Annotated in this window: 20 protein-coding genes; 7 read left to right on the top strand and 13 right to left on the bottom strand. The window is 71.2% G+C overall.

Annotation, left to right across the window (positions count from 1 at the left end; translation table 11 throughout):
- The first annotated feature begins 14 nt into the window (after window positions 1–14).
- Window positions 15–1,046, top strand: a complete 1,032-nt coding sequence (locus tag ACWCQ1_RS09200) for a phosphatidylinositol-specific phospholipase C domain-containing protein (protein WP_451026166.1) — start codon at window positions 15–17, stop codon at window positions 1,044–1,046.
- Window positions 1,047–1,109: 63 nt separating this feature from the next.
- A complete protein-coding gene (locus tag ACWCQ1_RS09195; protein WP_133046659.1) occupies window positions 1,110–1,667 on the top strand; it encodes a glycoside hydrolase family 25 protein in 558 nt (185 codons plus the stop codon).
- 16 nt (window positions 1,668–1,683) lie between these two features.
- Here the strand turns inward: ACWCQ1_RS09195 and ACWCQ1_RS09190 are convergent, their stop codons facing one another.
- From ACWCQ1_RS09190 to ACWCQ1_RS09180, 3 genes are all read right to left on the bottom strand, one after another.
- Entirely contained in the window at window positions 1,684–2,361 is a 678-nt protein-coding gene (locus ACWCQ1_RS09190; protein WP_451026165.1) for an NADPH-dependent F420 reductase, read from the bottom strand.
- Window positions 2,362–2,495: 134 nt separating this feature from the next.
- The gene (locus tag ACWCQ1_RS09185) at window positions 2,496–2,708 is read right to left on the bottom strand and encodes an EF-hand domain-containing protein (protein ID WP_133046657.1); all 213 of its coding nucleotides are present in this window, start codon (window positions 2,706–2,708) and stop codon (window positions 2,496–2,498) included.
- Between the two features lie 59 nt (window positions 2,709–2,767).
- Window positions 2,768–3,679, bottom strand: coding sequence for a MerR family transcriptional regulator (locus ACWCQ1_RS09180; RefSeq protein ID WP_451026164.1), 912 nt, complete (start codon window positions 3,677–3,679; stop codon window positions 2,768–2,770).
- Window positions 3,680–3,728: 49 nt separating this feature from the next.
- Between ACWCQ1_RS09180 and ACWCQ1_RS09175 the strand changes: the two genes are divergently transcribed.
- Complete coding sequence (locus ACWCQ1_RS09175) at window positions 3,729–4,364, top strand: GNAT family N-acetyltransferase (RefSeq protein ID WP_358595397.1); 636 nt, start codon at window positions 3,729–3,731, stop codon at window positions 4,362–4,364.
- 1 nt (window position 4,365) lies between these two features.
- Here the strand turns inward: ACWCQ1_RS09175 and ACWCQ1_RS09170 are convergent, their stop codons facing one another.
- From ACWCQ1_RS09170 to ACWCQ1_RS09145, 6 genes are all read right to left on the bottom strand, one after another.
- Complete coding sequence (locus tag ACWCQ1_RS09170) at window positions 4,366–5,541, bottom strand: YVTN family beta-propeller repeat protein (RefSeq protein ID WP_358595394.1); 1,176 nt, start codon at window positions 5,539–5,541, stop codon at window positions 4,366–4,368.
- Window positions 5,541–6,347: a polysaccharide deacetylase family protein gene (locus tag ACWCQ1_RS09165; protein ID WP_358595391.1), complete on the bottom strand. Its 807-nt coding sequence runs from the start codon at window positions 6,345–6,347 to the stop codon at window positions 5,541–5,543. The genes ACWCQ1_RS09170 and ACWCQ1_RS09165 overlap by 1 nt, the downstream gene beginning before the upstream one ends.
- Window positions 6,348–6,489: 142 nt before the next feature.
- Complete coding sequence (locus ACWCQ1_RS09160; protein ID WP_358595981.1) at window positions 6,490–7,098, bottom strand: ATP-binding protein; 609 nt, start codon at window positions 7,096–7,098, stop codon at window positions 6,490–6,492.
- A gap of 159 nt (window positions 7,099–7,257) precedes the next feature.
- Window positions 7,258–8,025 carry an enoyl-CoA hydratase/isomerase family protein gene (locus tag ACWCQ1_RS09155; RefSeq protein ID WP_133046651.1) on the bottom strand — a complete coding sequence of 256 codons (768 nt, stop codon included), beginning with the start codon at window positions 8,023–8,025 and terminating at the stop codon, window positions 7,258–7,260.
- Window positions 8,026–8,118: 93 nt separating this feature from the next.
- A complete protein-coding gene (locus ACWCQ1_RS09150) occupies window positions 8,119–9,369 on the bottom strand; it encodes a L,D-transpeptidase (RefSeq protein ID WP_358595388.1) in 1,251 nt (416 codons plus the stop codon).
- A 123-nt stretch (window positions 9,370–9,492) separates the two neighbouring features.
- Window positions 9,493–10,698 carry a L,D-transpeptidase gene (locus tag ACWCQ1_RS09145; protein ID WP_358595385.1) on the bottom strand — a complete coding sequence of 402 codons (1,206 nt, stop codon included), beginning with the start codon at window positions 10,696–10,698 and terminating at the stop codon, window positions 9,493–9,495.
- A gap of 151 nt (window positions 10,699–10,849) precedes the next feature.
- On the opposite strand from ACWCQ1_RS09145, the gene glgX reads away from it, so the two are divergent.
- Together glgX and ACWCQ1_RS09135 are read left to right on the top strand one after the other, a co-directional pair.
- Entirely contained in the window at window positions 10,850–13,084 is a 2,235-nt protein-coding gene (glgX, locus tag ACWCQ1_RS09140; protein ID WP_451026163.1) for a glycogen debranching protein GlgX, read from the top strand.
- Between the two features lie 75 nt (window positions 13,085–13,159).
- Window positions 13,160–14,572, top strand: a complete 1,413-nt coding sequence (locus tag ACWCQ1_RS09135) for a sulfatase family protein (RefSeq protein ID WP_451026162.1) — start codon at window positions 13,160–13,162, stop codon at window positions 14,570–14,572.
- Here the strand turns inward: ACWCQ1_RS09135 and ACWCQ1_RS09130 are convergent.
- Genes ACWCQ1_RS09130 through ACWCQ1_RS09115 form a run of 4 tightly spaced genes read right to left on the bottom strand, consistent with a single transcriptional unit; the run spans window position 14,569 to window position 18,160 of the window.
- Window positions 14,569–15,201 (bottom strand): response regulator, encoded by a 633-nt coding sequence (locus ACWCQ1_RS09130; protein WP_451026161.1) that lies wholly within the window; start codon window positions 15,199–15,201, stop codon window positions 14,569–14,571. The genes ACWCQ1_RS09135 and ACWCQ1_RS09130 overlap by 4 nt on opposite strands.
- On the bottom strand, window positions 15,191–16,459 hold the full coding sequence (locus ACWCQ1_RS09125; protein ID WP_133046646.1) for a sensor histidine kinase: 1,269 nt from the start codon (window positions 16,457–16,459) through the stop codon (window positions 15,191–15,193). The genes ACWCQ1_RS09130 and ACWCQ1_RS09125 overlap by 11 nt, the downstream gene beginning before the upstream one ends.
- 25 nt (window positions 16,460–16,484) lie before the next feature.
- A complete protein-coding gene (locus ACWCQ1_RS09120) occupies window positions 16,485–17,219 on the bottom strand; it encodes an ABC transporter permease (RefSeq protein WP_133046645.1) in 735 nt (244 codons plus the stop codon).
- Window positions 17,216–18,160, bottom strand: a complete 945-nt coding sequence (locus ACWCQ1_RS09115) for an ATP-binding cassette domain-containing protein (RefSeq protein WP_451026160.1) — start codon at window positions 18,158–18,160, stop codon at window positions 17,216–17,218. Before ACWCQ1_RS09115 ends, ACWCQ1_RS09120 begins: the two co-directional genes overlap by 4 nt.
- Window positions 18,161–18,342: 182 nt before the next feature.
- Between ACWCQ1_RS09115 and ACWCQ1_RS09110 the strand changes: the two genes are divergently transcribed.
- Both ACWCQ1_RS09110 and ACWCQ1_RS09105 read left to right on the top strand, forming a co-directional pair.
- Window positions 18,343–20,124, top strand: coding sequence for an ABC transporter ATP-binding protein (locus tag ACWCQ1_RS09110; RefSeq protein WP_133046644.1), 1,782 nt, complete (start codon window positions 18,343–18,345; stop codon window positions 20,122–20,124).
- Window positions 20,121–21,980: an ABC transporter ATP-binding protein gene (locus ACWCQ1_RS09105; RefSeq protein WP_451026159.1), complete on the top strand. Its 1,860-nt coding sequence runs from the start codon at window positions 20,121–20,123 to the stop codon at window positions 21,978–21,980. Before ACWCQ1_RS09110 ends, ACWCQ1_RS09105 begins: the two co-directional genes overlap by 4 nt.
- Window positions 21,981–22,063 lie beyond the last annotated feature (83 nt).

The raw sequence follows: 22,063 nt of genomic DNA, 5'->3' as shown, positions 1-22,063 counted from the left end.
AGGGGAATTGACCCATGCGGGTGGTGAGACGGCTGGCGGCGCTCGTGGGTGCGGCCGCGATGCTGGTGGTGGTGCCCGGTCACGCGCACGCGGCGTCGCCGACGTTCGCGCAGACGACGACGATCGGTACGCACAACGCGTACGAGAAGGACAAGTACACCTACTGGGCGCAGGCGTTGGACTCGGGTGCCTCGCTGCTGGAGCTGGACGTGTACGCGGACAGCGTCAGCCGGCGCTGGCGGGTGAGCCACAGCAACCCGCTCGGCGACAACAACAACTGCGAGTACGCCAGCAAGCCCAGCGAGCTCTACAGCAAGAACCGCAACCAGGACCTCGGCAGCTGCCTGGACAACATGGCGGCCTGGGAGCAGCTCCACCCCGACCACGCGCCGATCGTCGTGAAGGTCGAGATGAAGGTCGGCTTCAACAACGACGTCGGTCTCGGCCCCGACGAATTCGACACCCTGGTCTCGCGGAAGCTCGGCAGCAGCGTCTACAAGCCGGCCGATCTGCTGGGCTCCTCGTACTCCACGCCGGACGCGGCGGCGAAGGCGAACGCCTGGCCGACGCGGGACCAGTTGAAGGGCAAGTTCATCTTCGAGCTGATCCCGGGCACGGTGGAGGAGTCCAACCCGTTCGACCACTACTGGACGGACGAGGAGTACGGCGACCATCTGCGCGACCTGTACGCGGCGGGCGACATCTCGGCGGCCGAGGCCTTCCCGGCGGTACTCGGCGCGGCGAACGGCGACCCGCGCACGTCCCGTTACGACGCCTCGATCCGCCCGTGGTTCGTCTTCTTCGACGGTGACGCGGCGACGTACGTCAACAACGGCTACGACACGTCGTTCTACTCCGCGAACCACTACATCCTGATCATGACGGACGCGTACGGCGTCTCGCCGGCGATCTCCTCGACGGCCCCGACGGACGCCGAAGTGGCCGCCAGGCTGGCGCTGTTGGCGGCGGACCACGCGAGCGTGATCACCTCGGACTGGTCGGCCAAGTCGGCGTCCGTACTGAGTTCGGTGGCCGCGAGAAGTTGACGTCCTAAGGTATGGGGTGCCGCAAACTCCTGTCCCCACGACGGAACTTCAGGGAGTCCCCCCATGCTGCACGGTATCGACGTCAGCGCCTACCAGTCGTCCTCGTACGCCACGGACGGCCTCTCCTTCGCCTTCGTCAAGGCGACGGAGGGCCGTTCGTACGTCAACCCGAGACTGGCGGCCCAGACCAGGACGGCCCGCGAGGCCGGCCTGGTCGTCGGCTTCTACCACTTCCTGTGGCCGGGCAACCTCGACGCCCAGGCCGAGTACTTCGTCCAGCACGCCCCGGAGAGGGCGGGCGACATCCTCGCCGTCGACTGGGAGACGACCAGCTCCGGCACCCACGCGAGCAACGCGGAGAAGGACCGCTTCATCCGCAAGGTGAAGGCCCTGCGCCCGGACAACAGGGTCCTCCTCTACTGCAACCGCGACTTCTGGCTCAACATCGACGACACCTCGTACGCCGGCGACGGTCTCTGGATCGCCGACTACGTCACGGCGGGCAAGCCCCGTATCAAGGCCACGTGGCGCTTCCACCAGTACACCAGCGAACCCCACGACAAGGACGTCGCCGACTTCGCCGACAAGGCGGCGCTGAAGAAGTGGGCCGCCGAGGGCTGAGCGGCCCACGGAAGGGTCAGCCGCGGAAGTCCGCCGGACGTTCCGGGGAGGCCTCCGCCAGGGCCTTGGTCACTCCGTCCACGCCCTCGCGCAGGCCGTAGACCGGGGTGCCCGGCTGCTGGCGCCAGGAGTCGGCGAGGGTGCCCGCGTCGACCGTGTCGAAGCCGAGCTGGTCGATCAGGTCCCGTACTACGCGCTTGGCGGCCTCGTCGTCGCCGGCGACCGGGAGGGCCATGCGGTCGGGGTCGCCGGCCGGGCGGGGCCGGTCCAGGATGTCCTGGGCGTAGGTGCCGTTGAAGGCCTTGATCACGGTGTGCCCGATCTGCCGCGCGGTCCAGGCGCTCTCTGTCAGGCCCTCGTCCTCGATCCCGGCGATCCGGCCGTCCCGCTGCTGCGGGTAGTAGTTGCCGGTGTCGATCACCGCGACGTTCTCCGCGGCACCGTCCAGCAGGCCGTCCGGGAGGTCGGGGACCGCCTTGAGCGGGACGGTGACCACGACGACCTCGGCGCCCCGCGCCGCCTCCTCGGCGCGCACCGCCGTCGCGCCGGTCTCCTCGGCGAGCGCGGCCAGCGTCTCGGGACCGCGCGAGTTCGCGACGGAGACGTCGTGGCCGAGTGCGGTGAGCCGCCGGGTGAGGTTGCCGCCGATGTTGCCCGCCCCGATGATGCCGATCTTCATGACTGGCCCTTCCATGGTCGATGCACACGCATAGGTCTGAGCGGCGTCAACCCGGGCGGTCCGCGGAGTATTCCGCGGGGTGGGCCGGACGGGGAAGACAAAGGGGGCGCCGGCGGCGCCCCCTTCACCGTGCGCGGCGACCGCGCGCGTCACTTGTTCAGATAGGCCCAGAACTCGTCGAACGACAGGACCTTGTCGCCGTTCAGGTCACGCGTCTTGATGATCACCTCGGCCACCGACTCGGTGACGTTCCAGTCGCCCCCCTGGGCGAGAGCGGCCTTGAACTCGGCGGCGGTGATGACCCCGTCGCCGTCGGTGTCGATCCGCTCAAACTCCTTGCGCGCTGCTTCGATGTCCGCCACCGATCCGCCCCTTTTTGTCGCGTTTGCTCTGTCTTACCGGCGTACTGCCGCAGGTCAGACTAGCCGCCCGTGCGCGCCCGCAGTGCGGCCCCCACCCAGGCGAACTCCTCGGCGTAGGTGTGCACCGGCGCTCCCTTGAGGATGCCCAGCAGTTCGCGGTACCGGGCGAGCCTCGGGTTGTGGGTCGCGTCGATGCGCTCCAGGACCGCGGTGAGGTCGGTGTCGCCGAAAAGGTCCCGCAGGACCTGGTCGGCCTCCGGCGACTCGGGGGCGATCCCGCGCTCACGCGCGTTGCCCACCAGTTCCACGAGCCGCTTGGCGAACCACCTGGACGCGCCGGCGGGGGTGTCGGGCCCCCGCCCGGCGTGATTGAGCTCGGCCGCCCTGCGCATCCGCGCCCGGAACTCCGGGTCCTGCACCAGCTCCGCCAGCTCCACCCAGGCGTCGACCTGTTCCGGCGTCGGGTTGTCCGGCAGGTTCACGGCGGTGCTGCGCATCCGCTCCCGGACGTCCGGGTCCGCGAGGTCAAGACCGTGGAACATCTCCTCCACGAACTCCTCCATGATCCGCCTGCGTTCGGCCGCGGACAGCCGCGCCAGTTTGTTCATCAGGGTCATCTCCTCCGCACTCGAGCCACGTCGTGCCACGGTCGACAGCACCGCGCGGGTCACCCTCAGCGAGCGGATCTGCGCGTCCAGCGCCGCCACGTGCGCCGCCGCGACCTCCGCCACCGTCCGCTCGCCGTCCAGCACCCGGCGTACGTCGATGAGGCCGAGCCCCAGCTCGCGCAGGGTGCGGATCAGCTCCAGCCGGGCCGCGGACTCGGCGTCGTACAGCCGGTAACCGCCCGTGGAACGGCCCACCGGGGTGAGGACGCCCTCGTCGGACCAGTAGCGGATGGTGCGCACGGTCAGCCCGGTGGACCGTGCCAGCTCGCCGATGGTGAAAAGCCCGGTGCTGTCGTCGATCATGTCTGCGAGTCTGGGCCTTCCAGTGGGTGGAGACTCAAGGAGCGCGGTCATGGAGACCTTGCGGGACATTCTCGACGCGGCGGCCCGCGGTGTCCTCCCACCCGCGGACGGCAGAACCACGGTCGTGCCGCAGGCCTGCGAACGGGACGCGGGCGTCCTCGCGTTCACCGCGCACGCAGTCGTCTTCACCGACGAGGACCCCGACTGGGTGTACGACGCCCTGCGCGCCACCGGCTGCGACGCGCTCGCCGCGCCGATGAACCCCCGGTTCCTGGCGGCGTTCGCCGAGCGCACGGGCCGTACGGCCGAGACCATCGACGCGATGCTGGTCGGCGCGCCCCTGCCGGGTGAACCGCCGGTCGCGCTGCGGGAGATCGAGGACGGCGCGCATCCGCGGATCGTGTACGCCCGCGGCCGGCGCGACGACGTGCGCGCGTGGACGACGGACGGCGGGGTGCTGGTGACGGGCCGCGGGATCGGCGGCCGGCTCGAGGTGTCGGTCGAGGTCGACGAGGCGGTACGGCACCGGGGCCTTGGCCGGTCGCTGGTCAGGGCCGCCCGGCATCTCGTCACCGAGCCGCTGTGGGCCCAGGTCGCGCCGGGGAACGCCCGCAGCATGCGGACGTTCCTGGCGGCCGGCTACCGGCCGGTGGGCGCGGAGGCCCTGCTGCTGCGGCGCGGCTGAGTCAGCGGAAGATGCCGGTGTGGCCGAGGGAGTAGCGGCCCGGCTGGGGGTAGACCGCGAGGCCGTGCGGGCCGCTGCCGACCTTGATGCGGGCGAGTTGTTCGCCGGTTCGGGTGTCGATGGCGTACACCTCGGCGTTGTAGCGGCCGGACAGCCACAGCACCTTGCCGTCGGCGGAGACGCCGCCCATGTCGGGGCTGCCGCCGTTCGGCAGACGCCACTTCTTGGTGAGCCTGTTCTCGGCGAAGTCGAAGACGGAGATGGTGCCCTCACCGCGGTTGGAGATGTACATCTCGCGCGAGTCGCGGCTGATGTAGAGGCCGTGGGCGCCCTTGCCGGTGGGCAGGAAGGACGGCTTGGCGAAGGTGTCGCCGTCGAGGATCCACACACCGTCGGCCATCATGTCGGCGATGTAGAACCGCTTGCCGTCGGGCGAGATCTTGACGTCCTGCGGCATGGAGCCGTGGAACGGCAGCTTCTGCTGCCCGATCACCTTCATCTGCTCGGTGTCGACCTTCAGCAGTTCGCCGCTGAACTCGCACGAGACGATGAAGTAGCGGCCGTCGGCGGAGAAGTCGGCGTGGTTGACGCCGTAGCAGCTGACCGGGACCGACCTCACCGTCTCCATGGTGTGCGCGTCGCGGAAGACGAGCCGGCGGTCGAGGGAGGCCATCACGATGGCGTACTTGCCGTTCGGCGTGAAGTAGAGGTTGTACGGGTCGTGCACGTCGACCGGCTTGCCCGCCTTGCCCGTGCGCGGGTCGATGGGGGTGAGGGTGTTGCCCCGGTCGTTGTTGACCCACAGCGTCCTCATGTCCCAGGAGGGCACCACGTGCTGGGGCTGCACGCCGACCGGGATCGTCTCGACGACCTGGTACGTCTTCGGGTCGATGACCGAGACGGTGTTGGAGTTGGTGTTGGGGACGTAGACCCGGGACGGGAAGTCCCGGACGACCGGGGAGAGCCGGTTCGGGCGGTCGGCGGCGTACACGTCCCTCGGGTCGAGGACCGGGGGCATGCCGGGCAGCCCCGGGACGGCCTTGCGCTGCGCCGGGGCGACGGGCGCCTTGCTGCCGAGCGCCTCGTCCTTGTGCCCGCTCGAGCCCTGGGAGCAGGCCGCCAGGGAGGCGAGGGCGACGGTCACGACGAGGGCGTGGGCGATTCGGGTGCGCTGCATCAGCTGAACAACTCCGTGGTGGTCACCGCGGCCAGACCGCGGTGGGCGAGTCCTTCCAGTACGGCGGGGAGGGCGGCGACCGTGTCCGGATAACCGAAATGCATACTCACCACGGAACCGCCCCGCACCTCGGCCAGCACCTTCCGGGTGATGGCGGCGGCGCCGGGCCGCGTGTAGTCGAGCGAGTCGACGTCGTACGACAGGACGTGCGGATACCCGGCGTCCCGGGCCAGACGGGCGACCAGAGGAGAGGCCTGCGGGGCGCGGGAGGGGCGGAACCAGGTGCCGATGGAGCCGGTGAGGTGCCGCAGCCGGTCGGCGCACGCGGTGATCTCGGTACGGGCCCGGGCCTCGGGCATCGTGTCGATGGCCAGGTGCCGCTGGGTGTGGTTGCCGAGGTCGTGGCCGCCGTCGAGGATGCGGCGGGCGATGTCCGGATGCTCGTCCAGCCAGGTGCCGACGGCCAGCACGGTCAGGTGTGCGCCGCGCTTCTCGGCCTCGGTCAGCAGGGAGTGGGCGATGGCGGGGTCGCCCTGCCCGTGGAAGGTGAGGGCGACCCGGGGGCGGGTGCGGGGGCCGTGGGTGAGCTGGGCGGGCCGGCCCGGGTAGCGGCGGGGACCGGGGGCCGCCTGCGGGGCCCGGGCCGAGGGGTCGGGGGACGTCGTGGACGACGGGGAGGACGCGGTGGACGCGGGATGTGCGACGGCGCCGTGCGTGGCACATCCGGCGGTGAGGGCGCCTGCGGCGAGGAGGCCGGCACCCGTGCGCAGGGCCGTGCGGCGGTCGGTCGGGGTCACCCGCACCATTTAAGGGGCGCCAGGTAAGAAAACGGCTGATTGCCGCGATTGGGGACAATGTTCGGGTCGCGGCGAGCACAATCCGCCCCATGGATCCCCGCGCGAGCCCGCGCCAGGCGTGGGGTGGCAGGCGGGAATGGTGCGGCAGGCCCTAGCGGTCGGCGACGCGCATTTCGAACCAGGTTGTCTTGCCGCGCGGAAGCAGGTCGACGCCCCAGCGGTCGGCGAGCTTGTCGACCAGGAACAGGCCCCGGCCGCTGATGTCCATGTCCTGAACCGGCATCAGACAGGGCAGCCCCCGGGAGGGGTCGCGGACCTCGACACGGATCCAGCCCCGCCGGCGCCGCATGCGCAGGCCGAACACCCGGGCGCCGGTGTGCCGGACGGCGTTGCCGACGAGCTCCGAGACCAGCAGGACCGCGTCCTCGGTCATCTTCGGGGTGAGCCCCCAGTGCCGGAGCACCACGACCTGGGCGAGCCGGCGGGCGGTCGCCGCGGACTCGGGGCGGGACGGCAGGGGGACCTCGGCCTCGGTCGGGTTGCCGAACAACTCCAGCGCCTTGAGCGCTCGTTCGTCCTCCACCGCAGGCGACCAGCGCGCCGCGGTCGCACGGCTCTGTCCCCGCGGCTGTTCGATGCCTTCCAGCCCCGCCATGCCCCCATCATGGCCGTCCACGGCGCGCTCCGGGGCCGTTCCGAAGGAATACACCCCCCGGAACCCATCATTCCGAACCCCCCGATCGGCATATGCCACAGGCAGTTCGGCACTCTCCGCAGCCCGTCCGACCTGCGGCGAAGGCTCAGCTGAAGGCAATCGACGGGCCCCCTCGACAAGGCAGACTTAAGGTTGCCTTAAGGCTCCCATAAACCGCCCCATCGAGGGACCCCCGGATCAGACACCGTGTCAATTGCAAGGGGTTCAGAGGAACTTCGCCTTGCCGGGACCCTCCTCCACAAAGCTGCGCATGCCCCGCTCCCGGTCCTCGGTGGCGAACAGGCCCGCGAACCAGTTCCGTTCGACCGCGAGCCCGGTCTCGATGTCCGTCTCCAGACCGGTGTCGACCGCCTCCTTCGCGGCCCGCAGCGCGAGCGCCGGGCCCTGCGCCAGCCTCGCCGCCCACTCGTGCGCGGCGGAGTACACCTCGTCGGCCGGGACGACCCGGTCCACCAGCCCCAGGGTCAGCGCCTCGTCCGCCTTGACCATCCGGCCGGTGAAGATGAGGTCCTTGGCCTTGGACGGGCCGATCAGCCGGGACAGCCGCTGGGTGCCGCCCGCGCCCGGGATCAGGCCGAGCAGGATCTCCGGCTGGCCGAGCTTGGCGTTGTCCGCGGCGATCCGGTAGTCGGCGCACAGGGCGAGCTCGCAGCCGCCGCCGAGGGCGTAGCCCGTGATCGCCGCGACCACCGGCTTGGGGATGCGGGCGACCGCCGTGAACGAGTCCTGCAGGGCGCGGGCGCGCAGGACCATCGCCGTGTGGTCCATGGTCTGCATCTCCTTGATGTCCGCGCCCGCCGCGAACACCTTCTCCCCGCCGTAGACGATCACGGCCCGGACGTCCTCACGCCGGGTCGCCTCCTCGGCGAGCTCCTTCAGCCGGTCCTGCGTGGCGACGTCCAGCGCGTTCATGGGCGGCCGGTCGAGCCGAATGGTGCCGACGCCTTCGGCGACTTCGAGATTCACGGTCATGGAGGCAGGTTAACGGGGACTAACGGGAACGGGCCCGGTGCAGTAGCTCACACCGGGGCCGCACGTCAGCGAAAGCAGTGCGTCAGGGCGCTCTTACGACTTCCAGGCGTCCCAGGACATGTTCCAGCCGTTGAGGCCGTTGGCCGGGTCGACCGTCTTGTCGTCGGAGTTCTTCACGGTGACCACGTCGCCGATGATGGAGTGGTCGAAGAACCAGGCGCCCGGCACACCGCGGTCGTAGCCGCCGCGCACGTCCCGCAGGCCGATGCAGCCGTGGCTGGCGTTGTAGTTGCCGAAGGCGTCGCCGCCCCAGTAGTTGCCGTGGGCGAAGGTGCCGGAGTCGGTCAGGCGCATGGCGTCCGGGACGTCCTTGATGTCGTACTCGCCGCCGTAGCCGACCGTGTCGCCGTTCATTCGGGTCACCCGGAGCTTCTCGCTGATGACCATCTGGCCGTTCCAGGTGTCGTAGCCGGGCTTGCCGGTGGTGACGGGCAGGGTCTTGAAGACCTTGCCGTCGCGCATCACCTTCATGGTGTGCTTCTTGGCGTCCACGATCGAGACCTGGCTGCGGCCGATGGTGAACTTCACGGTCTTGGCCTGCTTGCCGTAGACCCCCGGACGGCCTTCCACGCCGTCGAGGTTCAGGCTGACGGTGACCTTCGTGCCGGACTTCCAGTACTGCTCGGGCCGGAAGTCGAGGCGGTCGTTGCCGAACCAGTGGCCCTCGACGTCGACGGCCGGCTCGGTCTTGATGCTGATGGCCTTCTCGACGTCCTCGGGGTGCGTGATGCCCCGGGTGAAGCGGATCGAGAACGGCATCCCGACGCCGACCGTGGAGCCGTCCTCGGGGGTGAAGCTGCCGATGAAGGTGTTCTTCGGGGTCAGCGTGGTGAAGCTGGAGTCCTCGGCCGCCTGCCGCCCCTCGGAGTCCTTGGCGACCGCGTGCACGGTGTACTTGGTGGACGCGGCCAGATGCGTGGCCGGCGTCCAGGAGGCGCCCCCGTCGGTGATGGACCCGGATATCGCCTCGCCCTTGGGGTCCTTGACCTCGACCTGCGTCAACCTGCCCTTGCTCGCCGTGACCTTGAGGGCGCCGCTGGTGTCGACGGAGGTCGCGCCGTCCTTGGGGGCGATGGCGACGACGGCCTCGGACTGCTTGCTCTGCGCGCTGTCCGCGTTCTTGCCCTTGCCGTCACCGGAACCCGCCCCGGCCCCGGAGCCCGAGCCGCCCCCGCCGCACGCGGTGACGGTGAGCAGCAGGGCGCCGAGTATCAGCGCCGAGACCTTCTTGCTCCCCCGCCCGCGTGCGCCCACCGACGCCCCCGATATCGGTCGCACGTTCAACTGGTTCTCCCCTCCCGGGCCTGGTCAGGCCCCACCCCTGCGCGCCAGGCGAGCGCATTGGCGCATATTAACCGCAGGGTTTTGAGATTCGTGTCAGCCGAAGGTCACCGTTCTGTCGCAACATCAACTGCCCGCTTTCCACTCCTTCCACCCCATGTTCCACCCGCCGAGTCCGTTGTCGGGAGCGACCTTTTTGTCATTGCTGTGGACGACCTCGACGACGTCCCCGACGAGACTGCGGTCGAAGAACCAGCCGGCGGGGGTGTCGGAGCCGCCGCCCTTGACGTCCCGGAGCCCCACGCAGCCGTGGCTGACGTTGACGTGCCCGGGGGCGTCCGGCGCCCAGTAGTTGCCGTGCACGAAGGTGCCGGAGTCGGTCAGGCGCATGGCGTGCGGGACGTCGGGGATGTCGTACTCGCCGCCGAAGCCGACCGTGCGGCTGTTCATGCGGGTGACCTCGAGCATCTCCATCACCACCATCTTCCCGTTGTAGGTGGTGTGCTTGGGCGAGCCGGCCGTGACGGGCACGCTCGCCAGCAGCGCGCCGTCCCGCCGTACCTCCATGGTGTGCCGGGCCGCGTCGACCAGGGAGACCTGGCTGCGGCCGACGGTGAAGGAGAACGTCTTGTACTGGATGCCGTAGACGCCCCGCGCCCCCTCGACGTCCCGCAGCCGCAGATCGACGGTGACCCGGGTGCCGGGCTTCCAGTAGTGCTCAGGGCGGAAGTCGAGGCGGTCCTTGCCGAACCAGTGCGGGCGGATCTCGACGGCCGGGCGGGCGGTGACCCGGATCGCCCGCTCGACGGCCTCACGGTTGTCGATCTCCCGGTTGAACCCCAGGGAGACGATCATCCCGGTGCCGACGACCGCGCGGTTCTCGGGGGTGACATATCCGACGAACCGCTCGTCGGGGACGTAGGTGGTGAAGGTCGTGTGCCGCGCCGATCTGCGTCCGTGGCCGTCCAGCGCGACCGCGTCGACGGTGTACTTGGCGGCCAGCGCCAGACGCGGGTCGGTCGGCTCCCAGCGCAGTCCGTCGTCGGAGACGCGGCCGGGGACGTCGGTGTCCTGCGCGTCCTGGGACCTGACGACCTTCACCGACTCCAAGCGCCCGCTGGGCACCCGGACCACCAGCCGCCGGTCCGGGCGTACGTCCTTGCTGCCGTCGTCGGGGGTGACGCGGATGACGTCCTCGGGGGCCGGGGGTTTGCCAAGCACCTCGTCGATACCGCCGCCGTGCGAAGTGCAGCCGGCCAGCAGTCCTGCCCATGTCAGTACGGCGGCCAGGACGGCCCCCGCGCGCCGCGCGCGCCTGTGTGCATGCCTCACGGACTCCCCAACGATCAGGCACGCCCTGGGGAAACGTGAGTGCGAGGCAAGGTCTGGGCAGAACTGTGGGGAGGGCGACGCGAAGGGGAGCCGCGGCCGGGACGCCGTACGCTCCTGCCAGGTCGTTCCGGGAGCCGTGGGAGGCGGTCTGGTGTCCAGCGCAGCCGAGCAGGAGGCGGTGACGGAGGAGCGCGCCGCTCCGGCCGCCGCGGTGAACGGGGCACCGCGCAGGGTGCCCGCGGTGCCGGTGCGGCCGGGTGCGCCGACGCCGCTGGGGGCCAGGTTCCGGGTCGGTCCGGACGGGGTGGCGGGGACCAACTTCGCGCTGTGGGCGGGCGGGGCGGAGGCGGTGGACCTGTGCCTGTTCGACGAGGGCGGCAAGGAGACCCGGGCCCGGCTGACCGAGCTCACGCACGAGATCTGGCACGGCTTCGTGCCGGGGGTCATGCCGGGGCAGCGGTACGGCTACCGGGTGCACGGCCGCTGGGACCCGTGGACGGGCGGCCGCTGGAACCCGGCGAAGCTGCTGCTCGACCCGTACGCGCGCGCGGTGGACGGCGACTTCGGGCTGCCGCCCGAGGTGTACGGGCATGTGCGTGACTGGCCGCAGCAGCATGTCGCCGACACCGTCCGCGACGACCGGGACTCGGCGCCGTATGTCCCCAAGGGCGTCGTCGTCCACGACGACGACGACTGGTCGGACGACCGCCGCCCCAAGACCCCCTGGGCGGACTCCGTCATCTACGAACTGCACGTGAGGGGCTTCACCAAGCTGCACCCCGGCATCCCGGAGGAGCTGCGCGGCACGTACGCCGGTCTCGCGCACCCGGCGGCCATCGAGCACCTGGTGAAGCTGGGCGTCACGGCGGTCGAGCTGCTCCCCGTCCACCAGTTCGCCCACGAGGACCATCTGCTGCGCGGGGGGCTGAAGAACTACTGGGGCTACAACTCCATCGGCTACTTCGCCCCGCACGCCGCGTACGCCGCCTCCGGCACGACGGGCGGGCAGGTCGGCGAGTTCAAGCGGATGGTGCGCGCGCTGCACGCGGCCGGCATCGAGGTGATCCTGGACGTCGTCTACAACCACACGGCGGAGGCGGGCGAGCTGGGCCCGACGCTCTCCCTGAAGGGCATCGACAACCGCGGCTACTACCGGCTCCAGTCGGACGCGCGGCGCTACGCCGACTACACGGGCTGCGGCAACACCCTGCACGTGGTCCAGCCGCACGTCCTGCGCCTGATCACCGACTCCCTGCGCTACTGGGTCACCGAGATGGGCGTCGACGGCTTCCGCTTCGACCTGGCGGCCGCGCTGGCCCGCTCCATGCACGACGTCGACATGCTGTCGCCGTTCCTCGCGGTGATCGCGCAGGACCCGGTGCTCAGGCGGGTGAAGCTGATCGCCGAGCCGTGGGACGTGGGCTCGGGCGGCTACCAGGTCGGCGCCTTTCCGCCGCTGTGGACGGAGTGGAACGACCGGTACCGCAATGCGGTGCGGGACTTCTGGCGGGGCGCGCTGCCGGACGTACGGGACCTGGGGTACCGCCTGTCCGGCTCCAGCGACCTCTACGCCTGGGGCGGCCGCCGCCCCTACGCCTCGGTCAACTTCGTCACCGCGCACGACGGTTTCACCCTGCGCGACCTGGTGTCGTACGAACGCAAGCACAACGAGGCCAACGGTGAGAACAATCGGGACGGCACCGACGACAACCGGGCGTGGAACTGCGGGGCCGAGGGCGAGACGGACGACGAGCGCGTCCGGGGGCTCCGGCGCCGCCAGCTGCGCAATCTGCTGACCACCCTGCTGCTGTCGACGGGCGTGCCGATGCTGGTCGCCGGCGACGAACTCGGCCGTACCCAGCGGGGCAACAACAACGCGTACTGCCAGGACAACGAAATCAGCTGGCTGGACTGGGAGTTGCTGGAGCAGCCCGGCTGGCGGGCGCTGTTCGACCTCACGTCCCGGCTGATCGCCCTGCGCCACCGGCATCCGGTGCTGCGCCGCCGCGCCTTCTTCTCGGGCCGCGCCCACTCGGCGGACGGACTGCGCGACCTCGCCTGGTTCACCTCCCGCGGCACGGAGATGACGGAACGCGACTGGTACGCGCCCGCCGGCACGCTGGGCATGTACCTCTCCGGCCGGGACATCCCGGGCCGCGACGAGCACGGCGATCCCATCCTCGACGACAGCTTCCTCGCCGTCCTGCACGCCGGTGACCGTCCCGTCGCCTTCCTGCTGCCGGGTCCGCCGTGGGCGGAGCGGTACGAGGTGGTCGTCGACACGTCGAGGGAGACACAGGCGGAGGAGCCGGGGGTGGAGCACCGGGCGGGGACGGCGGTGACGGTGCCGGCGCGGGCGGTGCTGTTGTTGCGGGTGGTGGGCTGAGGCAACGTTGCGGACCGGTGAAATCCCGGCCGTACCCCTGGCCACGGCTCATCGAGCGCTGATCGACTGAGGCACATGTCTGAGATCTCCCGCCGTTCCTTCGCCGGCCTGGTCGGCGGTGGTGCCGTCACCGCCGTCGCCGGTGCGGCCGCCACCGCCGAAGCGGCCCGATCCGCCCCCGCCGAACAGCCCTTCAGAGCCCGGACCACCACGTCCGGACGGCGCCCCAACCTCCTGGTCATCCTCGGTGACGACCTCGGCTGGGCCGACCTGTCCTCCTACGGCGCCCCGCACATCAAGACCCCGCACCTGGATCGGCTGGCCCGGCAGGGCTTACGGTTCACCGACGCGTACTCGGGCTCCGCGACCTGCTCGCCGACCCGGTTCAGCCTCTACACCGGACGGTATCCGGGACGTACCAAGGGCGGGCTCGCGGAGCCGGTCAACAACCGCTCGCAGGGGCTCGACCCGAGTCACCCGACCCTCGCCTCGCTGCTGCGGAAGGCCGGTTACGCCACCGCGCTCATCGGCAAGTGGCACTGCGGCTGGCTGCCCGACTACAGCCCCACCAAGTCCGGATGGGACGAGTTCTTCGGCAATCACGGGGGCGTCCTGGAGTACTTCTCCAAGCTCGGGCAGCTCGGTGACCACGACCTCTACGAGGGCGACGCCGAGTACAAGGACCTGCGGTACTACACGACCGTCCTGACCGAGCGCGCCGTGGAGTACGTGCGCCGCGAGCACGACCGGCCCTGGCTGCTCAACCTCAACTTCACCACCCCGCACTGGCCGTGGCTGGCCGAGGGGGACGCGGAGACCGGTGCCGAGATCGCCGCGAAGATCCGGGCGGCGAAGACGCAGCGGGAGATCAGCGACGCCCTCAACCACTGGGACGGCGGTTCCGTCGCCAAGTACACGGAGATGGTGGAGAGCCTGGACGCGGCCGTCGGCGAGGTGCTCGCCGCGCTGCGCCGCTCCGGGCAGGAGGAGCACACGCTGGTGTACTTCGCCAGCGACAACGGCGGTGAGCGCTGGTCGTACCTGTGGCCGCTCAGCGGCGAGAAGTTCGTGCTGCAGGAGGGCGGTATCCGGGTCCCGACCATCGTGCGCTGGCCGCACCGGATCGACGGCAACCAGGTCAGCCACGAGCCGAACTTCTCCCCCGACTGGACGGCGACCTTCCTGGAGGTGGCCGGCGCCCGCCCCGACCCGGCGTATCCGCTCGACGGCACGAGCCTCGCCGGCTATCTGCTGCGCGGCGAACGGCTCCCGGAACGCGACCTGTTCTGGCGGGTGCGGGACAACCGGGCCCTGCGGCGCGGGGGGTGGAAGTACTACCAGGACTCCGACGGCGACGACCACCTCTACGACCTCGGCACCGACCTGCGCGAGCAGGCCGATCTGGCGCCGGACGAGCCGGAGTTGCTCGCGGAACTGAAGGACGCCTGGGAGGGGATCGCAAGCACCCTGCTGCCCTACCCGGACTAGCCGAGGATGCCCCTCTGGTACGCGGTGGCCACCGCCGCCGCGCGGTCGCCGACGCCCAACTTGGCGTACAGGTGGGTGAGATGGGTCTTCACGGTCGCCTCGCTGATGAACAGTTCACGGGCGATCTCGCGGTTGGAGGTGCCCCTGGCGACCAGGGCGAGGACCTCGCGCTCGCGCGCGGAGAGGGGTTCGTTGCCGGGGGCGCGCACGGCCGAGACCAGGCGGGAGGCGACGGCCGGGGACAGGACGGTACGGCCGTCCGCCGCCGCCCGGACGGCGCTGAACAGCTCGTCGCGCGGGGCGTCCTTGAGGAGGTAGCCGGTGGCGCCGGCCTCGATCGCGGGCAGGGTGTCGGAGTCGGTGTCGTACGTCGTCAGGACCAGGACCTTGGCGCGGGCGCCACGGCGGGTCAGCTCGCGGATGGCGTCCACTCCCCCGCCGCCCGGCATGCGCAGGTCCATCAGGACGACGTCCGGGTCGAGTTCGGCCGCGCGGTCCACGGCCTCGACGCCGCCCGAGGCCTCGCCGAGGACGGTGAAGCCGGGCGCGGACTCGAACATGCCGCGCAGGCCGTCGCGCACGACCGGGTGGTCGTCGACGATCAGCAGGGTCACGGGGTCACTGGTCATGGCGGACCAACGGTACGCGAGCCGACAGCGCCGTGCCGTGCCCCGGCTCGGACTCCACGGTGAGGGTGCCGGCGATGCGTTCGGCGCGGGCGCGCATGCCGTCGAGGCCGAAGCCGCCGGTGCTGCTGCGGGCGGGGACGGTGCGCGGTTCGAAGCCGGTGCCGTCGTCGCGGATGTCGAGGATGACCTCCGCGCCGAGGAAGGAGAGGGTGACACCGACCCGGGTGGCGCGGGCGTGCCGGGCGGCGTTGGACAGGGCCTCCTGGACGATCCGCAGGAGGGTGGCGGAGACCTCCTCGTGGAGCTGTTCGGCGGTGCCGGTGACGGTGAACTCGGCGCGCACCCCGGTCCGTTCGCCCCATTCGGCGACGGTCTTCTTGAGCGCTTCGGGGAGGCCGTCGTTCTCCAGGGCGACCGGGGCGAGGTTGTGCACGGAGCGGCGGGCCTCGCCGAGGCTGTGCCGGGCCAGTTCCATGGCGCGGTCCAGGTGTCGGCGGGCCGGCTCCCGTTCCGGGGTGTTCGCGACGACCTGGAGCTGGGCGATGATGCCGGTCAGGCCCTGGGCGATGGTGTCGTGGATCTCCGCCGCGAGACGCCGGCGTTCGTCGGCGACCCCCGCTTCCCGTGCCTGGACGAGGAGTTGGGCGTGCAGGGCGGCGTTCTCGTCGAGGGCCTGCTGCAAGGCGGCGTTGGTGCGCTCGAGTTCCGCGATCGTCTCCTTGCGCTCGTGGGAGCGCTGGGTCTCCTGTGTGGTGAGGTGGGCGACCACCATCTGCAGGCCGGAGTTGAAGAACAGGAGCGCGGCGAACACCAGCCACTGGAGCCCGCTGGTGAACGGCATCCCGCCGGTCTGTGCCGCGGCCACCGTGATCGCGCTCGCGAACAGACCGAGCCGCTGCCATCTGCTGCCCGGGATGGTCTCGTCGGCGTCCATGTAGCCGCTGGCGGCGTAGAAGGCGAAGAACGGGTTGAGCCAGGTGAGGGCGAAGGCGAGGGCCCACCGGACGACGTAGTACGCCGTGCCGAGCCGGGACGGAACGCGGGCCCGGTCGGGACGGCGCAGCCGGTGTCCGTGCCACAGCAGCTGGAGTACGACCGCGCAGCCGACCAGGGCCCAGCCGGTGTACCACCTGACCGGGTGGGCCCGCGGATCAGCCATGGCGATCGCGGGGCCGAGACCGGTGGCGAGCAGGGCGTAGGGCCCCCACGTGTGCAGCTGATCCCAGCGCCGCTCGATCTGGCTGTCCCTCGCGGTCATCTCCCCAGTCTGCACGGGCCCGTCCCTACTCCCAGCGGAACCAGCGGCCGGCGGCGCCGGTCAGCAGCAGGATCCACACCGCCAGCACACCCAGGTGACCCCACCCCGGCCAGTGCCCGGCGGCCGCCTGGTTCAGTGCCTGCGCCGCCGCCCCGAAGGGGGTGTACCCGACGATCCTGCCCATCAGATGCGGCATGGACTGCACCGGCAGCCAGACTCCGGCGCAGAACATCGCGGGGAAGAACACGGCCGATCCGATCGCGCCGGCGATCTTCGTCGTACGGGACAGCGCGGACACCACCGATCCGAGGGCGAGGGCGGCCAGTACGGCGAGGACGAGCGCGAGGCCGTATCCGAGGGGCTGCTCGGGCAGTCGTACGTCGAAGCCGAGCCGGCCGACCGCGAGGGCGAGCAGCGCCGACGCGAGGGCGGCGCCGCCGTACACCACCATCTGTGCGGACAGCAGGGCCGACGGGCGGACCGGTGTGGTGGCCATCCGGCGCAGGATGCCGCGCTCCCGGTAGCCGGTGAGGGTCTGCGGCATGGACTGCAGGCCGCCGACGATCAGACCGAGCAGGACGGCCACCGGGACGTAGACGTCGATGGTGCGCAGTCCGCCGAGGTCGCTCTGGTGCTCCCGGAAGCCGGGGATGGAGCCGAGGATCACCAGCAGCAGGGTCGGGAAGAGCAGGATCCAGAAGACGGCCCCGGGTTCGCGGCGGAAGAGCCGGACCTCGGTGCGCAGTACGGCGGTGCTCATGACGCTGTCTCCTTCGTGTCGGCCGTGTCGGCCGTGTCGGCCCTGTCGGCCTTCGTCAGGTCGAGGAAGGCGTCGTCGAGCGTGGCGTCCACGACGCGGAGCTGGTGGGCGGTGACGCGGTGGCGGGCGAGGAGGGTGATGACGGCGTTGACGGTCTCGTCGGTGCCGGCCAGCGTGATCCGGCCGTCCTTGTGCTCGACGGACGCGAGCGCGGGGAGGGCCTGGAGGTCACCGTCGTCCAGTGGGGCGGACGGGGTGAAGCTGATGACGGTGGCGCCCGCCGAGCGGCGGATCAGACCGGCCGGGGTGTCCAGGGCGGCCACCCGCCCCCTGTCGATGACGGCGATCCGGTCGCACAGCCGCTGCGCCTCCTCCATGAAGTGGGTGACCAGCAGGACCGTCACCCCGCTCGCCCGGACGTCCTCGATGAGCTGCCAGGTGTCCCGGCGGGCCCGCGGGTCCAGGCCGGTGGTGAGCTCGTCGAGGACGACGACGCGTGGGTTGCCGATCAACGCCAGGGCGATGAACAGGCGTTGCTTCTGACCGCCGGACAGCTTGGCGAACCGGGTGCCGAGCTTCGCGGTGAGGCCCAGGCGCTCGGCGAGCGGCGCCCAGTCGAGCGGGTGCGGATAGAAGGAGGCGTACAGCTCCAGCGCCTCGCGGACGGTGAGCTTGGGCTGCAGCTCGCTCTGCTGCAGCTGGGCGCCGAGCACTCGGGCCACGCGCGCGTGGTCGGCGACGGGGTCGAGGCCGGTGACGCGGACGCGGCCGCCGTCGGGGACGCGCAGTCCCTCGACGCACTCGACGGTGGTGGTCTTGCCGGCGCCGTTCGGGCCGAGGATCCCGAAGATCTCGCCCTCCTCGACGGCGAAGGAGACGCCGTCGACGGCGGGCCGGCCGCCGTAGGACTTGCGCAGTTCGCTGACTTCGATGACGGACATGGCATCAGGTTCGCGGTGGGCGGCCCGCCGCCACATCGGCCGTCGCGCTCGAAGGCGCATCAGCCGATCGGTTGATGCCGGTGTACGACCCCTCGAACGCGCAGGTCGTAGGACCAGCGGCCGACCCCGGTCCGGCCAAAACTCGGTGGGCGATGTCAGTGCCGGTCCGTACGCTCACATTGATGCCCACGACACGTGCAACCACCAAGGACCGATCGGCCGTACGCACCCTGCTGCGTCTGTGGCCCTATGTGCGGCCCGTACGGGCGCGGCTGCTGGCCGCCGCCGCCGTGGCGGTCCTCGCCTCCTGCGTGGGTCTGGTCATCCCGCTGGTCCTGAAGTGGATGGTGGACGGTCCGGTCGCCGACCGGGACCCGGCCGGTGTGTGGCTGGGCGCGCTGTACCTGCTGCTGCTCGGCGTCGGGGAGGCGGTGCTGTTCGGGCTGCGGCGCTGGCTGGTGGCGCGCCCGCTGTCGAGCGTCGAGGCGGGCATGCGGGCGGATCTGTACCGGCATCTGCAGCGGCTCCCCGTCGCCTTCCACGACCGCTGGGCCTCGGGCCAGCTGCTGTCGCGGGGCACCACGGACCTGATGCTGCTGCGCATGTTCCTGGCCTTCCCGCTGACGTTCCTGCTGGTCAACTTTGTGACCATCCTGATCGGCGTGGTCATCATGGTGCTCCAGGACTGGACGCTCGGACTGGTGATCCTCGGTCCGGCCGTGCCCGTGATGGTCATGTGCGTGATCTTCGAGAAGCGGTACGCCCATGTGGCGCGCCTCGCGCAGGACCAGGTGGGCGATCTGACCACGGTCGTCGAGGAGAGCGTGCTCGGCATCCGGATCATCAAGGGGTTCGGCCGGCACCGCAGCCAGGCGCGGGCGTTCCGGGAGCTGGCGCGGACCCTGCGGGGGACGGAGCTGCGCAAGGCGGGGCTGCTGGCGACGATCTGGGCGGTCATCGTCACCCTGCCCGAGGTCGCCATCGGCGCGGCGCTGGTGGTGGGTTCGGTGCAGGTCGCCGACGGCTCGCTGACCGCGGGGACGCTGGTCGCGTTCCTGTCGACGGCGCTGGCGCTGCGCTGGCCGGTGGAGTCGATCGGCTTCCTGCTGGCGATGAGCCAGGAGGCGGCGACGGCGACCGAGCGGTACTTCGAGGTGATGGACGAGGCCCCGGAGGACCCTGCCGTCGGCGCCGGCGCACAGCGCTCCGGGGAACGCGGACTGCGCTTCCACGACGTCCGCTTCCGCTACCCCGACGCGCCGCCCGACTCCCCGCCCGTCCTCGACCGCGTCGACCTGCACATCCGGCCCGGCGAGTCCATGGCCCTCGTCGGCGCCACCGGAAGCGGAAAGACCACCCTCACCGCGCTCGTCCCCCGCCTGCACGAGGTGACGTCGGGCCGTATCACCCTGGACGGCGCGGACATCGCCGCCATGTCCCGCGAGGAGCTGCGCGCCCAGGTCGCCATGGCCTTCGAGGAGCCCACGCTCTTCTCGGCGAGCGTCGGGGAGAACGTCCTCATGGGCGCGGGCGGCAGCGCGGGCGCCGCCGAGCTGAACCGCGCCCTCGCGGTGGCACAGGCCGACTTCGCGCACGCCCTCCCCCAGGGCACCGACACCCAGGTCGGCGAGCAGGGCCTCAGCCTCTCCGGCGGCCAGCGGCAGCGGCTGGCGCTCGCGCGGGCGGTCGTCGGCAGACCCCGGTTCCTGGTCCTGGACGATCCGCTGTCCGCGCTGGACGTGCACACGGAGGCCGCCGTCGAGGCCGCCCTGCGGGACGTCCTCGCCGACACCACCGCCCTGATCGTGGCCCACCGCCCCTCCACCGTCCTGCTCGCCGACCGGGTCGCCCTGCTCTCCGGCGGCCGGATCACCGCCGTCGGCACCCATCACGAACTGCTGCGCACCAACGCCGAGTACGCCCATCTGATGTCCGGTACCGAGGAAGCGGAGGACGAGCGATGACGGCCCCGACGACATCCGTCCCGACGGCCGACGACGAACCGGACCTGCCCCGGCCCAAGGACGCCCGCGACCCCTTCGACCGGGACGTCCTGCCCACGCCCCCGGGCGCCACCCGCGCGCTGCTGCGCTCCCTGCTCGCGCCGATGAAGGCCCGTGTCGCCTTCACCAGTTTCCTGCTGCTGCTCCAGCAGGCGGCGGTGCAGGCGGGCCCGCTGCTGGTGGCGTACGCGATCGACAGCGCCGTACCGGCGTTCCGGCGCGACGACCACGGTCCGCTGATCGCGGTCGGCGCCGGGTACCTGCTGTGCGCGCTGGTCTCCGGCGGGCTGCAGTACGCGTTCGTCATCGCCTCCACCCGCGTCAACCAGGACGTGCTGCTCGACCTGCGCGGCCGGATCTTCCGCCACGCCCAGGCGCTCAGCATCGACTTCCACGAGCGCTATACGAGCGGCCGCCTGATCTCCCGCTCCACCACGGACGTCGAGTCCCTGCGGGAGCTGCTGAACGAGGGCCTGCAGGAGCTGGTGACGGTCGTCCTGTCGTTCGTCTACATCTCGGCGATGCTGCTCTGGCTGGACCTCGGCCTCGGCGCGGTCGCGGTGGCGTCCTTCGTGCCGCTGTATCTGCTGGTACGGGTCTACCGGCGCCGCGCGGTACGGGTGTACCGGGTGCGCTCCACCGCCATCGCGGCCGTCATCGTGAAGTTCGTGGAGACGATGAACGGCATCCGCCCGGTGCGCGCGTTCCGCCGCGAGGACGCCAACGACGCCGAGTTCCGGGTGCTCAACCGGCGGCACGAACGCGTCAACGGCGACGCGCTGCTGGAGATGGCCCGCTATGTCGTCGGCTCGCGCCTGGTCGCCAACACGGCGGTCGCGGTGATCGTGCTGTGGGGCGCCTACCGGGTCGCGGGCGGCTCGCTCGAACTGGGCGTGCTGGCCGCGGCGGTGCTCTATCTGCGCCGCCTGTACGACCCGATCGACCGGCTCGGCATGTTCCTGAACTCCTACCAGTCAGCGGCCGCCTCCCTGGAGAAGATCGCCGGGCTGCTCGCCCAGACCCCGTCCGTCCCCGCCCCCTCCGAGCCCCGGGAACTGCCGCCCCTCAAGAGCGAACACCCGGGCCGCGAGGTCGTCTTCGACGGTGTCCGCTTCGGCTACCGCACCGGCGGCGAGGTCCTGCCCCGCTTCGACCTGACCCTCCCCGCCGGGCAGACGGTCGCCGTCGTCGGCTCGACGGGCGCGGGCAAGTCGACGCTGGCCAAGCTGCTGGCCCGCTTCTACGACCCCTCCGACGGCCGGGTGCTCCTGGACGGCGTCGACCTGCGCGACCTGGCCGTGCCCGAACTGCGGCGCGGGGTGGTGATGGTGACGCAGGAGGCGTTCCTGTTCTCCGGCACGGTCGCCGAGAACATCGCCATCGGACGGCCGGACGCGACCCGGGAGGAGATCGAGCGGGCCGCGAAGGCGATCGGCGCGCACGAGTTCATCAGCTCCCTGCCCGACGGCTACGACACCGACGTACGCAAGCGCGGCGGACGCATCTCCGCGGGGCAGCGCCAACTGGTGGCCTTCGCCCGCGCCCTGCTCGCCGACCCGGCCGTGCTCATCCTCGACGAGGCGACCAGCTCCCTCGACATCCCGGGCGAACGGGCCGTGCAGCGCGCCATGCTGACCGTGCTGCGCGGCCGTACGGCCGTGGTGATCGCGCACCGGCTGTCGACGGTGGAGATCGCGGACCGGGTCCTGGTCATGGAGCACGGCCGCATCGTCGAGGACGGCACCCCGGCCGACCTCATCGCCGGCACGGGCCGTTTCGCCGATCTGCACCGGGCATGGCGCGACAGCCTGGCGTGACAACCGGGCTCCCCGCCCCGGGGATCAATTCGATGGGCAGCCCGTCCTCACCGTCGGTAACCTCCAGGTCCGCCGGTGCAAGA

The sequence above is a fragment of the Streptomyces sp. NPDC002144 genome (assembly GCF_053593695.1).
The sequence above is the reverse complement of the archived record's forward strand: the minus strand, read 5'-3'. Positions and strand labels throughout refer to the sequence as shown.